Below are 13,141 nucleotides of genomic sequence, written 5' to 3'. Positions count from 1 at the left end.
CCTCCTTTTTCTATACTGCGGCAAAAGGGCGGCCCTTCAGGCCGCCCTTTTTTCCGATTTGCTTACTCGGCGGTGATGTACTTGTCCACGATGGACTGAACGGTGCCGTCCTCGATGAGCTCGGCCAGAGCGTTGTTGATGGCGTCCAGCAGAGCGGTGTTGCCCTTCTGCACACCGATGGCGTAGTCCTCAACCGCAAACTCGGTGTCCAGGATCTTCAGGCCCTCGCTCTGCTCCACAAAGGCCTTGGCAGGCTCGTTGTCGATAACCACGGCGTCCACCTGGCCGTTGACCAGAGCCTGGACGGCCAGAGCGCCGGACTCGTAAGCGGTGACGTGGTCCTCGCCATAGCCGCCGTTCTCAGGGGTGTCAGAGCAGTAGATGTAGCCGGTGGTGGCCACCTGGGTACCGATCATGTCGGCGTTGGCCAGATCGTCCACGGTCTGGATGGGGGAATCCTCCTTGACGATAACCACCTGCACGCCGGTGGCGTAGCTGTCGGAGAAGTCCATAACCTCCAGACGCTCGTCGGTGACGGTAACGCCGGCCATGACCATGTCGCTCTGACCGTTCTGAGCGGCCAGCAGAGCGGCGTCAAAGCCCATGTCGTCCACAACCAGCTCCAGGCCCAGCTTCTCGGCGATGGCGCCGGCCACCTCAACATCAATGCCCTCGAAGGTGCCGTCCTCCTTGATCATCTCATAGGGGGGGAAGGCGGCGTCGGTGGACATGTGCAGCTTGCCGGCCTCTACGGTGGTGAACTCACCGGTGGCGGCGGGGGTGGTCTCAGCGGGAGCCTGGCTCTCGGTCACAGGAGCGCTGCTGTTGGCGTCGGGAGTCTCGGCGTTGCCGCTGGCGCCGTTGCCGCAGCCGGCCAGCAGGCTCAGCGACATGGCGGCGGTCAGGCCCAGCAGGGCCAGCTTCTTCAGATTCTTCATGATGTATTCTCTCCTATTCATTCTGTCCTCATTGGGTATCCTTGATTGGTAAGTCTTATTATACACGTTATTCATCAAAATGCAATATTTATTCACTCGTCAAAGCACACAAAAAACCCCTCGGTTTTCTGCTGTTCTCTGGCAGAAGGGGACGGAAAAAGGGCGGAGCCAAGCGGCTCCGCCCTTTTATCTGGCTGGAATCAGCCTCTGGTGCACTTGTCAAAGAAGAAGTAGCCCAGAGGAGTATAATACATACCCTGAATATCGTCGGCCAGCAGGTACTTCTGGGTGTAGAAGTAGATGGGGCACAGGGCATGGTCGGTACCGATGATCTGGTCCTCGGCCTGGTGCAGCAGCTCCATGCGCTTGGCAGCGTCAGTCTCGGTACGGGCCTGAGCAATCAGGTTGTCGAAGTTCTCGTTGGAGTACTGGGCGTCGTTGTTGCCGCCGCCGGTGAGCCACATATCCAGGAAGGACATGGGATCGTTGTAGTCGGCAATCCAGCCGTTGCGGCAGATGGCGTAGTCGCCGTCCTTACGGACCTGCAGGAAGGCGTTCCACTCCTGGTTGTTCAGGGTGACCTCAACGCCCAGAACGGTCTTCCACATGTTCTGCAGAGCCTCAGCGATCTTCTTGTGGCCGTCGTTGGTGTTGTACAGGTACTCCACGACAGGGAAGCCCTCGCCGTTGGGATAGCCAGCCTCGGCCAGCAGCTCACGGGCGCGCTCGCAGTTGGCCTCGTAGTCCTCCTCAGAGATGGAGTAGTAGTTGCCGCCCACGGTACGGAAGTCCTCGCCCTCGGTACCGGCAGCGTCATACACGCCGGAGGGCACGAAGCCGCCAGCGGGCATCTCGCCGGCCTGGGTGATCTCCCGCACCATATAGTTGCGGTCGATAGCCAGAGTGAAGGCCTCACGGACCAGAGGATCATCGAAGGGAGCCTTCTCGGTGTTGAAGCACACATAGTAGACGCCGATATAGTTGACGATGTTCAGGTCGCCGGAGGCGATCAGACCGGCAACCTCATCCACGGGCATGGACTGGATGAAGTCCAGATCGCCGGACTTGAAGCCGTTGAGGATGGCGTTGTCGTTGTCCATCAGCTTGAAGGTGATGCGGTCGGGACCCAGCTCCTCAACGCCGTAGTAGTTCTCGTTGGGAACCATGCTGATCTGGTCGTTGGTCTTGCGGATGTCCAGCTTGTAGGCGCCGTTGCTCACGAAGGTCTCAGGGCTGTAAGTCCACTGGGTATCGCTTACCACATCCTCACGCACGGGCATGCAGGAGGGGAAGGCGCAGATCTCCAGGAAGTAGGGCAGATCGTTGACCAGGGTGACCTCAAAGGTCTTCTCGTCGGGAGCGGCCACGCCCAGCTCAGAGGGATCCATCTCGCCGTTGGTGATGGCGATGGCGTTCACCACGCCGGAGAGCATGTTGCTGTAGTCAGAGGCGGTGTCGGGAGAAACCAGACGCTGCCAGGAGAACACGAAGTCCTGAGCGGTCACGTCCTTGCCGTCGGACCACTTGATGCCGTCCCGCAGGTGGAAGGTGTAGGTGACGGTGCCGTCCTCATTGGTGGTCACGTCATAGCTCTCGGCCTGGCCGGGAACCAGCTTGGCGTTGTTGCAGGTGCCGTTGGAGCCAGCGGTCTCCTCACCGCTGTCCTCCCAGGTCATCAGACCCTCAAACAGGTGGTTGATCATGATGGAGCCGTCCACGGTGGTGTTGCGGGCGGGGTCCAGAGACTCGGGCTCAGAAGCAAAGTTGACGGTGATCTCATTGGCGGTGGTCCCATTGGCGGTAGTCTCGCCGCCGGCCGCCGGGCTGTTCTGGGCGCCGGGGGTCTCGTTGCTGTTCTGCGCCCCGTTGCCACAGCCGGCCAGCAGGCCCGCTACCATGGTACCGGCGAGGAGCAGAGACAGAGCTTTCCTCTTGTTCATAGTTCTTCCTCCTTCTGTTTTTTGTATCTGGTCGCCATATAGGCGGGATACACAGAGCCATTGTGTCCGCCGTCCGCAGCGCGGACGGCGAAAGGCCATGGCCTTTCAGATTGCCGGGTATGGACCCGCTTACCCCAGCAGGTGGCAGGCCGCCCAATGCCCGGGGGCATGCTCCTTCAGCTGGGGGACCGCCTGCTTGCACTGTTCCGTGGCGTAGGGGCAACGGGTGTGGAAGCGGCAGCCGGAGGGCGGATTCATGGGGGAGGGAATGTCGCCCTCCAGCACGATGCGCTGGCGGGAGCGGCTCACCTCCGGATCGGGCACCGGCACCGCGGAGAGCAGCGTCTTGGTATAGGGGTGGATGGGGTTGCGGTTGAGCTCATAGCTCTCCGCCAGCTCCACCAGAGTACCCAGATACATGACGCCGATGCGGTTGGAGATATGGCGTACCACGGACAGGTCGTGGGCAATGAACAGATAGGTCAGACCCAGCTCCTGCTGCATGTCCTCCAGCATGTTGACCACCTGGGACTGGATGGACACGTCCAGAGCGGAGATGGGCTCGTCGCATACGATGAACTCAGGCCGCACCGCCAGAGCCCGGGCAATGCCCACACGCTGCTGCTGGCCGCCGGAGAACTCATGGGGGTAGCGGTTGGCGTGCTCGGTGTTCAGCCCTACCATGCTCAGCAGCTCTTTGATGCGGTCGGTACGCTCCTGCCTGCTGCCGCACAGCTTATGGATATCCAGAGCCTCGCCGATGATCTCGCCCACCGTCATGCGGGGGTCCAGAGAGGCGGAGGGGTCCTGGAAGATAATCTGCATTTTCCGGCGGTAGGGCAGCATATCCACCGCCTTCGCCTTGGGAACCGCCTTCTTTACCAGCACGCTGGCCTCGTGGGACGCCCCCCCCTTCTCCCGCACCTGCATGGTCTTGGGCTCAAAGGGGTACTGATGCTGGTAAATGGTCTGGCCGTCGTAGATGATCTGGCCGGAGGTGGGCTCATGCAGCCGCAGGATGGTACGGCCCAGGGTGGTCTTGCCGCAGCCGGACTCACCCACCAGGCCCAGGGTCTCGCCCCGCTTGATGAACAGGGAGACATCCTCCACCGCCTGTACGCCGGGGCCCTTCATGCCCTTGACATGGAAATACTTGGTCAGGTGGTCTACCTGGACCAGAATGTCGTTTTTCTCACTCATGGTCCCCCACCTCCTTCTGTTCGGCGGCGTCCTGCTTCTTTCCCTGGAGCTGATCCTGCACCCGCAGCCAGCAGGCGGCACGGTGATTTTCCCCCAGCTCGATATAGGGGGGCATCTTCTGCAGGCAGATCTTCATGGCGTACTCGCACCGGGGCGCGAAAGGGCAGCCCTCGGGGGGATTGAGCATATCCACGGGGGTACCCTCAATGGGAATCAGGCGCTCATAGCTCTCGGCGTCCACACGGGGCATGGACCGCAGCAGGCCCATGGTGTAGGGATGGCCGGGCTTGTAGAAAATATCGTCCACCGGGCCCTGCTCCACCATCTTGCCGGCGTACATGACGGAGACCTTGTCGCAGATCTCGGCCACCACGCCCAGGTTGTGGGTGATGAAGATAATGCCCATGTGGGTCTTTTTCTGCAGTTCCTTCATCAGCTCCAGAATCTGAGCCTGAATGGTCACGTCCAGAGCGGTGGTGGGCTCGTCGGCAATGAGCAGCTGGGGGTGGCAGATCAGGCCCATGGCGATCATGACACGCTGGCGCATGCCGCCGGACAGCTCATGGGGATACTGCTTCATCCGCTTCTGCACATTGTTGATGCCCACCAGCTCCAGCATCTCCATGGCCCGCTTGGCGGCCTCCTCCTTGGAGACCTTCTTGTCGTGGGCCTTCAGGGCCTCAATGAGCTGGTTGCCGATGGTATAGACGGGGTTGAGGCAGGTCATGGGGTTCTGGAAAATCATGGCCACCTTGGAGCCCCGAAGGGCGATCATTTCCTCCTTGCTCTTGGCCAGCACGTCCTCACCCTCCAGGGTGATGGACCCGCCGATAACCTTGCCGGGAGACTGGAGCAGGCCGATGATGGAGTAGGCCTCCACGCTCTTGCCGGAGCCCGACTCACCCACGATGCCCATAACCTCGTCATAGTTCAGATCATAGCTGATGCCGCCCACCGCCTTGACCTCTCCGGCGGGGGTGAAGAAGGAGACGTGGAGATCCTTCACTTCCAGCAGCTTGCCGGTCTTTACATTCTCTTCCATGCTGTCTCCTCCTTTCTCACTTCTTCAGCCGGGGATCCAGCGCGTCACGCAGGCCGTCACCGAACAGGTTCAGGCACAGGATCATCACGCTGAGGATGGCGGCGGGAATAAACAGACGATAGGGATAGCTGGTCAGACCGCTGAGGGCGTCGGCGCACATGGAGCCCAGGCTGGTCATGGGAGCGGAGACGCCCATGCCCAGGAAGGACAGGAAGGACTCCGTGAAAATGGCCGAGGGAATCTGCAGGAAGGTGGTGGTCACGATCTGGCCCACGCAGTTGGGCAGCAGATGGCGGCTGATGATCCGTCCGCCCTTCGCGCCCAAAGCCCGGGCGGCGGTGACATATTCCTGCTGCTTGAGCTGGAGGATCTGGCCGCGGATGATGCGGCTCATGGTCACCCAGTACAGCATACCAAAGGCAATGAAAATGGAAATCAGGTTGGGGCCCAGCACGGTGACCAGCCGCTGAAGCGGCCCGTCGCCGGAGTTCTGGAATTCCTCGAAAATGGGCTTCAGGGTGGCGCCCAGCAGCAGGATCACCAGCACCTCGGGAATGGTGTAGATGATTTCCACGATGCGCTGCATCACCGCGTCCACCTTGCCGCCGCAGTAGCCGGAGATGGAGCCGTACAGCGCGCCGATCACCAGCACGATGAGGGCGCAGCAGATACCCACGATCATGGACACCCGGGCGCCCACCATGGTACGCACCATGATGTCACGGCCCTGAATATCGCAGCCGAACACATGGGGGAACACAAATTCCCCATCAGCCATGCGCTGCAGCTCGTCGTTGGTGTAGCCGAAGGGCTTGGCCTTGATGCCCAGCTCCTGCTTCAGGGCCTCCACGTCGGTGTTGGAGCTGTTGACCTTGGCCTTGGCCCGGATGGTGGCGATCTCCACGGAGGTCAGAGTGCGGCCTTCCACAGCAGCTTCCGCCTCGGCGGCGGCCACCGCCTCGTCCGGGGTCATCTGGGCCTCGGACAGCTTCTCCTGGTCCTCCAGGGTGTAGTGCCAGGGGTGAATGTTATTGGCCCCGGGAATCACTTCGTCATAGCTGTAGGGCACAATCATGGGGCCCACAAAGGCAAACAGGGCCAGCAGAATGATGATCACCAGCGCGATCATGGCCACCTTGTTCTTACGCAGGCGGCGCCAGGCGTCCTTCCAATAGGATACGCTCTTGCGGTCCTGAATAAAACCCGCCTTCTCCTGAGTGCTGGCCGGCTCGAAAGCGTTGGCCGGCAGGTCGTTCCAGCTCAGGATGTCCTCAACGTCCGGCTGAAGGGAGCCGAGTACCTTTTTATGCTTCTTGTCCGCCAACTCAGTCCCCTCCCTTGCTCAGATTGATCCGCGGGTCCACCAGCTTATACAGCAGGTCCACCACCAGGTTCATAATGATGATAAATGCCGCCAGGAAAATGGTGGTGCCCATAATCAGCGGATAATCCCGGTTGGTAATGGACTGCACAAAGTAGCGGCCCAGACCGGGGATGGTAAACACGGTCTCCACCACAAAGCCGCCGCACAGGGTAAAGGCGATCTGGGGACCCAGATAGGTGATGACCGGAATCAGCGCGTTGCGCAGGGCGTGCTTGAAGATGATCTTGCCGTTCTTCAGGCCCTTGGCACGGGCGGTCTTGATATACTCCTGGCTGATGGAGTCCAGCATGGCCGTCCGGGTCTGGCGGGACAGATAGCACATGGGATAGAAGCCCAGAGACAGGCAGGGCAGCACATAGCTGCGCCAGTCCGACGCCACAAAGGTGGCCGGGAAGAGGTTCACCCCCGGCAGGCCGCCGGTCAGGGTGTGCAGCAGCAGGGTCGCCACCACAAAGCCCGGCATGGATATGCCCACTGTGGAGATGACCCGCAGCAGGCTGTCCACCCACGTACCTCGTCGGTAGGCCGCCAAGCAGCCCAATGGGACGCCCACCAATATGGCCCACAAAATGGAGATCACGCCGATCTTGGCCGAGATGGGGAACATGTTGGCGATGATGTCCAGCACCGGCCGGTCCTTCTGCATCTTGATGGAGTCCCGGAAATCCAGGTGGAGCAGATCGTTCAGATACATGCCCAGCTGAACGATAACCGGCTTGTCCAGACCATACTTGGCGTTCAACGCGTCAATGGTGGCCTGACTGGGAGACCGCTCCGACAGCCACGGGCTGCCCGGCACGGCGTTCATCAGGAAAAAAGTGAGGCAGATCACGACGAACAGCGTGATGACTGCCATCAGCACCCTTTTCAAAATGTATTTTGCCATGTTTTCACTTCCTATATCACCTTTCTCTGTGCCTTCCGCTGTACGCCCTATGACATACAGGCGCCGGGAGGATTGCTCCCGGCGTGCCCCATTCCTTCGCTCCGGCCAGCCGCCCGTCCGCCTGCCTTCCCACAGCAGGCATACAGGACACGCCCCTCTTCCGGCGTCAATGCTGGTCGAACACGAGCATTTTGAGTTTACTCATTTTATCTTAAATAGGCCGCTCCGTCAAGAGTCCAGACACCCTAATTTGCTGGTTCTAGCGTCATTTCTTGCATGTGTCCTCTTCACACGGACATATATCCAAAGTTTTGTCCGCGAAATTTTTAGTCGTTTCGCCCGGCGAAATGCCTTATAATCTCGGCATCCTGCACTTTCATTCATTATCTCGCTAAAATATACTCCATTTTTATTCATTTTAATATTTATAAATATACAATTTAGCCTGAAAAAGAAAAAATTTTTCCTGCATAATCTCCTGCAAAGCCATTCAAAAAGGGGCGGCACAGCCAGCTGTGCCGCCCCGCCGGGTCAGTCAAATCCCAGTCCCATATATCCTTTTGTCCCCTCCTGCCACAGGGCGGCCTTGTCCGGGTTATACCACTTCAGCATACCGAAGGGCTGCAGGTAGCTGCCCGGCAGGCCCTCCCAGCAGGCCGGAGTGCGCACGTGGCAGCGCCGGCCGGGCAGGATCTGGGCGAACACCGCCAGCGCCTGGGGAATGTTCTGCCTGGAGAGGAGCAGCTCCTTGAAGAGCACGCTGTCCTCGTCGGCGTATTCCACGGCGGCGCAGCCCTCCACACCGCCGGCCAGGATCCGGTACAGCCCGCCTCCGGACAGGCGGCACATCCCCTCCTGATAGCGGACCAGCTCCGTGTCATAGGTAACGGCAGGGGTACCGGTCAGCAGGCGGTTGCGGATGGCGTTATATTCCTCCGGCGTGGCGGGGAATACCTGGTCCCCCGGCTGGGGCTCCTTGCTCTCGTCCCGCAGCAGCTCCACCTTCCGGGTGGAAAAGCCGGGGGCAAAGCCCACCGTGCCGAAAAACTTGAACAGGCTGGGCTCGGCGGGCACCACGGTCACACAATCGGCCCCCAGCGCCCTGAGGTGATCGTCCACATAGTGGAGCAGCTGCCGGCCATAGCCCTTGCTCCGCACCGCCGCGTCGGTGGCCAGGGCGTACACATAATAGGCCGTGGCCTCCGCCCCATTGGGCAGGGTCAGACCATGGGGCAGCAGAGCCAGCATGGAGGCCAGCTTCCCGTCCTCCAGCAGCAGAAGCATATTCTCCGGGTGCCAGCAGCACTGATAAAACCAGTCAATATAGCGGGGGTCGTCCCCAAAGGCCTGCTTCCAAAGCCGCTTTTGCTCCTCGGCCTCGTCCGGCCGGGAGGGCCGCATGTCAATCATAAAATCGCTCCTCTCCTATCCGCTTAAGGCCGCCGGGTGGCGGCAAATTTCTCCACCAGCAGGTCGGGGTAATAGGACTGCTTGGCCTTGCGCAGACCCTCCACCCCCATGTCGTCCTCCCGATTGAGGTACTTGATTTCCGGATGACGGGCCCGCACCCAGCGGGCAAACTCCCGGTTGATCATGGCATAGGCGCCCTGGAGCTCACCGTAGGCCTTTTCAAAGTGGACGTCAAAGGTGTCCGCCGTCAGCCGGTCCCCCATGGTAAAGGCCACCACCTCGCCGTACACCCGGATGAGTCCCCCCTCCAGCCCCAGCTGCTGGTAATGCTCCATGGCGGTGCGCAGGGCAATTCCCTCGTCGCCCAGCTCCCGCTCCTCCGCCTCCCCCTCCGTCTGAAGGGAGCGGAGATACCACTGCTTGTCCATCTCCAGACACTCCGGCAGGCTCTCCGGGGTGATCTCCTCGTACACCCAGGTGGGATTGTTCTCCATAAAGCGGTTGATGTGGTTGCGCTTGGCGTGGAGCTTCTTGCCCCCCAGGTCGGCCAGACGGTCAATCTCATAGAGGTAGTCATAGCCGTCCCGGTCGGCCTGATAGTCAAACTGGCCGGGGAAAAACTCCTCCAGCTCCGCCATCTGCTGGCGGGTGAGACACACCAGACGGAGGGGCTGACCCCGGCGGGCAGCGTCCGCCTCAATGGCCCGGATCGCCCCGGCAATATCACCCGAGCCGGCGGGATACATATAGCTGCACCCCATCCGGCCGCACAGGTGGACGGTCAGAAAATCCTCAAACCGTCCGATCTCCAGACCGTAAGCCTTCTTCCACACAAAAATATTGGTAAAATTATAATCACAGCCCCGGTAGCTTCTGCGGGCCAGCAGCTCGTCCACCCAGGGCTTGTCCGCCGGCTCCGGCGCACGGAATTCCATCATCGGGCATTCTCTCCTATGCAATATATCCTAGTATGCCGTCATGATATCACGCACCCGGCCAAATAGCAAGGGAAATCAGGCGGCCCATACCGTCCGGCCAGTTCACTTTTATCTTGACATGGACGTAAGCTGGTGCTAGGCTGGTAATGTCTGGGCCCCCATTTTCCATGAGAGGAGATCCGTTATGGAGCAGCCACCGGAAAATCTGATTCAAACTATCCAAGATATGCTCAGCACCTGTATGGACGGGCTGTGCGAGGTCCTCACCGAGGACAACCGCGTGCTCTTTGTGGGTCGGTTGGAGCAGTATGACCCGAAGCAAAACGAAGTCTGGATTGATCTGCGCCGGGGAAGCGAACCTCCCCAGGGCGTCATCCACAACATGCCCGTGAAAGTTCAGATTCATGTAAAAAACCAATCGGGCGCTCTGGTTATGCTATACGGCAACGTCTCCCTCTGCGCCGCCACCTACTGGACCATTATTGTGCGCAATGTGGTGGCCTGCGCGGAGTCCCGCCGGGCCTTTCGGCAAAAGGTGGGGGTGGAGGCACAGATCCTCTGGGGTCCCGGCCTTCACTTCCGGGCCAAATGCCAGGTAGAGGACATCAGCCTGGTGGGAGTGGCCATCCACAGCCCCCTCAAGCTGGAGATCGGCAGCCGGATTGTGCTCTCCATCCCCGCCCTCATCGAGGACGGGCCCAACTATGAGCTGCCCTGCTCCGTGGTGGTGCGGCGCAACACCGCCGAAGCGGGCCTGCCCCCCAAGTGGCGGTACGGCTGTGATTTCGGCGGGCTGGAGGAGCAGGTGGAGGAGACGCTGTGCAAGGACCTTTTTACCCTGCAGGCCAGAACCATGAACCGGGGTTGACGCTTTCTTCCTTAGTATTGCCGGCGGCGGCGCCGCCTTATACCTCAACAAAAAACGGGCCGGACAATCGTCCGGCCCGTTTTCTCATTTCGTCTCCTCCACCAGCATCAGGCAGCCGTCCTTGTCATACTTGAGCCGCTGAACCTCCGCTTTGGTGTTGCGCACAATGTCGTCCATGCGGATGCCCTCGGTGACGGTGGCAATAAAGGTATAGGCCACCCCGTGGCGCTTGGCCCGGCCGGTACGGCCGATGCGGTGGGTATAGTTCTCCAGCTCGTCGGGCACGTCGTAATTGAACACCGCGTCCACGTCGTCGATGTCCAGGCCCCGGGCCGCCACATCGGTGGCCACCAGTACCCGCAGCTCCCCTTTCTTGAACTTCTCCAGGGTCTTTTCCCGGATGCGCTGCTGAATATCGCCGTGAATGGCCTCGCAGGAGATCCCCCGCATTTTCATCAGGCCCGCCAGCCGGTCGGTCATGTTCTTGGTGTTGCAGAAGGCGATGGCCCGCTCGTACTCCCCATGGGTGATGAGGGCCACAATGGTGTCCAGCTTCTGCTCCCGCCCGTCCAGGTCGATGCGGTACTGGGTGATGTCCGGCTTGGACTCCTCCACCGGCCGGACGGTGATCTCAATGGGATCCCGCTGGTAGACCCAGGAGATATCCATGACCTCCCGGCTGATGGTGGCGGAAAACATGCCCATATTCTTCCGGTGCTTCAGCTGGTCCAGAATCCGGGTCACATCCCGGACAAAGCCCATGTCCAGCATCCGGTCGGCCTCGTCCAGCACCACCGTCTGCACCTTGTCCAGACGGACGGTGCGCCGCTTCATATGGTCCATCAGCCGGCCGGGGGTGGCCACCACAATCTGGGGCCGCTTTTTCAGGGTGTTGATCTGCTTGTCAATGGGGGCACCGCCGTACAGGCAGACGGTACGCACCCCCTCCTTAAATTCGCACAGATCCCGCAGCTCCTCCTGGATCTGCACCGCCAGCTCCCGGGTGGGGGCCAGCACCAGAGCCTGCACGTCCTCACAGGCCGGGTCAATGTGCTCCACCATGGGGATGCCGAAAGCAAAGGTCTTGCCGGTACCGGTGGGGGCCTTGGCAATGACATCCTTCCACTCCATAAAATAGGGAATGGCCCCGGCCTGCACCGGGGTGGCCTGGACATAGCCCTTCTTGTCGATGGCCTTCATGACCTCCGCGGAGAGGCCCAGGTCGGCGTAGTTGACAATTGCGTTAACCTGCTCGCCGTTGATTTCCATGGGTACAAAACTTCCTTTCGTCTCCTTCTGCCTGATTCAAGGTCCCCACAGGCATCGAAACTCCCTTTCGTACCCAAAACGCCCGCCGGTTCACCGGGGCGCGACCTCAAATCCAACTGCCGGGCCTTTTTCCGGCAGATTTTACCCAAATACTATATCATAGCCCGTTCCATTGCGCAAGGGGCAGGAGGAGCCCGGCGTTCAGCTCCGCCGGAATACATGGATTCGGAAATCCGCCGTGATCTCCAGGCTCTCCAGCGCCGCCAGCCGGGCCGCACCCTCTTTTGGGATCTTCCAATAATAGGGGGTCATCTGGAACAGATCCTGCAGGGCCTCTCCCGCCACCTGCATCTTACCCGTCACCGGCACCACCGCCTCATAGGTGAAGCCCTCATAGGGGATCTCCTCCTCCTGGTTGCGGTAGGGTGTGTCGTAGAGCACCTGCTTCAGCTCCCACAGGTGGTCCGCCCCCGGCACCACATACAGAAACGTCCCGCCGGGACGAAGCACCCGCCGAAACTCCTCCAGCGCCAGGGGCGAAAAGCAGTTGAGCAGGAGCTCCACCGTCTGGGTCCCCACCGGCAGGTGATAGGCGGAGGCCACGGCAAACTCCCCCGCCCGCAGCCGCCGGGCCGCCAGACGGATGGAAGGCTTGGACAGGTCAATGCCCGCCAACCGGGGGGTGCGTCCCGCCTGGGTCAGCGCCTGCCACACCCCCTGGGTATAATACCCCTCGCCGCAGCCGGAGTCCAGCACCGCCGTCCCCGGCCCCGTCCGCTCCACCGCCAGAGCCTGCAGCCGCTCCAGCAGGGGGGCGTAATAGCCGCCCGACAGAAAGCGGTTCCGGGCGGCGGACATTCCCTTGTCGTCCCCCGGCTCTTTGGCGTGTTTCCGGTTGGCGGGCAGCAGATGGACATATCCCTCTCTGGCCCTGTCATAGCTGTGGCCGTTGGGACAGAAATACCGCCCCTCCTCCCGGCTCAGTCCCTTCCCGCAGATGGAACAGCACAGCAGGCTCCCGCTTGCTTCCATGTTCCGCACCCCTTCCGTTTTGCCCATTATACGGCCATTTCTCCGATCTGTAAAGCGTACCCCTCTCTCATTCGACAAAGTTCCGCCTTTTTCCTTCCATTTCTTGCATTTTCTCCTCTCCCGTACTAAATAGTGTCTACACAAGATTAGGCTAAAATGGCACACCAAATAGCAATGCAACGAATTTGCACTGCTGCCAAAAAAGATGCTGTATTTTTGGCATATCGCGTGGCA

At 60.5% G+C, this 13,141-nt stretch carries 11 protein-coding genes and 1 pseudogene; 1 reads left to right on the top strand and 11 read right to left on the bottom strand.

Going from position 1 to position 13,141, the window contains the following annotated elements:
* Positions 1 to 62: 62 nt before the first annotated feature.
* The 8 genes from B5F88_RS10100 to B5F88_RS10065 all read right to left on the bottom strand — a co-directional run bounded on the left by B5F88_RS10100 (position 63) and on the right by B5F88_RS10065 (position 9,738).
* Positions 63 to 938, bottom strand: a complete 876-nt coding sequence (locus tag B5F88_RS10100) for a transporter substrate-binding domain-containing protein (RefSeq protein WP_087345282.1) — start codon at positions 936 to 938, stop codon at positions 63 to 65.
* Between the two features lie 200 nt (positions 939 to 1,138).
* On the bottom strand, positions 1,139 to 2,878 hold the full coding sequence (locus B5F88_RS10095; RefSeq protein WP_087345278.1) for a peptide ABC transporter substrate-binding protein: 1,740 nt from the start codon (positions 2,876 to 2,878) through the stop codon (positions 1,139 to 1,141).
* 129 nt (positions 2,879 to 3,007) lie between these two features.
* Positions 3,008 to 4,078 (bottom strand): ABC transporter ATP-binding protein, encoded by a 1,071-nt coding sequence (locus tag B5F88_RS10090; RefSeq protein WP_087345275.1) that lies wholly within the window; start codon positions 4,076 to 4,078, stop codon positions 3,008 to 3,010.
* Positions 4,071 to 5,120, bottom strand: coding sequence for an ABC transporter ATP-binding protein (locus tag B5F88_RS10085; RefSeq protein WP_087345272.1), 1,050 nt, complete (start codon positions 5,118 to 5,120; stop codon positions 4,071 to 4,073). The genes B5F88_RS10090 and B5F88_RS10085 overlap by 8 nt, the downstream gene beginning before the upstream one ends.
* 16 nt (positions 5,121 to 5,136) lie before the next feature.
* Entirely contained in the window at positions 5,137 to 6,444 is a 1,308-nt protein-coding gene (locus tag B5F88_RS10080; protein ID WP_087345269.1) for an ABC transporter permease, read from the bottom strand.
* A 1-nt stretch (position 6,445) separates the two neighbouring features.
* Complete coding sequence (locus tag B5F88_RS10075; protein ID WP_087345266.1) at positions 6,446 to 7,390, bottom strand: ABC transporter permease; 945 nt, start codon at positions 7,388 to 7,390, stop codon at positions 6,446 to 6,448.
* A gap of 531 nt (positions 7,391 to 7,921) precedes the next feature.
* On the bottom strand, positions 7,922 to 8,800 hold the full coding sequence (locus tag B5F88_RS10070) for a GNAT family N-acetyltransferase (RefSeq protein ID WP_087345263.1): 879 nt from the start codon (positions 8,798 to 8,800) through the stop codon (positions 7,922 to 7,924).
* Between the two features lie 23 nt (positions 8,801 to 8,823).
* Positions 8,824 to 9,738: a phosphatidylglycerol lysyltransferase domain-containing protein gene (locus tag B5F88_RS10065; RefSeq protein WP_087345260.1), complete on the bottom strand. Its 915-nt coding sequence runs from the start codon at positions 9,736 to 9,738 to the stop codon at positions 8,824 to 8,826.
* A 184-nt stretch (positions 9,739 to 9,922) separates the two neighbouring features.
* Here B5F88_RS10065 and B5F88_RS10060 point away from each other — a divergent pair, with 184 nt between their 5' ends.
* Positions 9,923 to 10,606: a PilZ domain-containing protein gene (locus B5F88_RS10060; protein ID WP_087345257.1), complete on the top strand. Its 684-nt coding sequence runs from the start codon at positions 9,923 to 9,925 to the stop codon at positions 10,604 to 10,606.
* An 84-nt stretch (positions 10,607 to 10,690) separates the two neighbouring features.
* Here B5F88_RS10060 and B5F88_RS10055 read toward each other — a convergent pair whose 3' ends face one another.
* The 3 genes and pseudogenes from B5F88_RS10055 to B5F88_RS20215 all read right to left on the bottom strand — a co-directional run.
* Entirely contained in the window at positions 10,691 to 11,875 is a 1,185-nt protein-coding gene (locus B5F88_RS10055; protein WP_087345254.1) for a DEAD/DEAH box helicase, read from the bottom strand.
* A gap of 201 nt (positions 11,876 to 12,076) precedes the next feature.
* Positions 12,077 to 12,907, bottom strand: a complete 831-nt coding sequence (locus tag B5F88_RS10050; RefSeq protein WP_087345370.1) for a putative RNA methyltransferase — start codon at positions 12,905 to 12,907, stop codon at positions 12,077 to 12,079.
* 146 nt (positions 12,908 to 13,053) lie between these two features.
* Positions 13,054 to 13,141, bottom strand: a pseudogene (locus B5F88_RS20215) (IS5/IS1182 family transposase); the annotation flags it as partial.

The organism is Flavonifractor sp. An306 (assembly GCF_002159455.1).
Classification (GTDB): Bacteria; Bacillota; Clostridia; order Oscillospirales; family Oscillospiraceae; genus Flavonifractor.
Note: the sequence above shows the minus strand (reverse complement) of the source record. Positions and strands in the feature narration are given on the sequence as shown.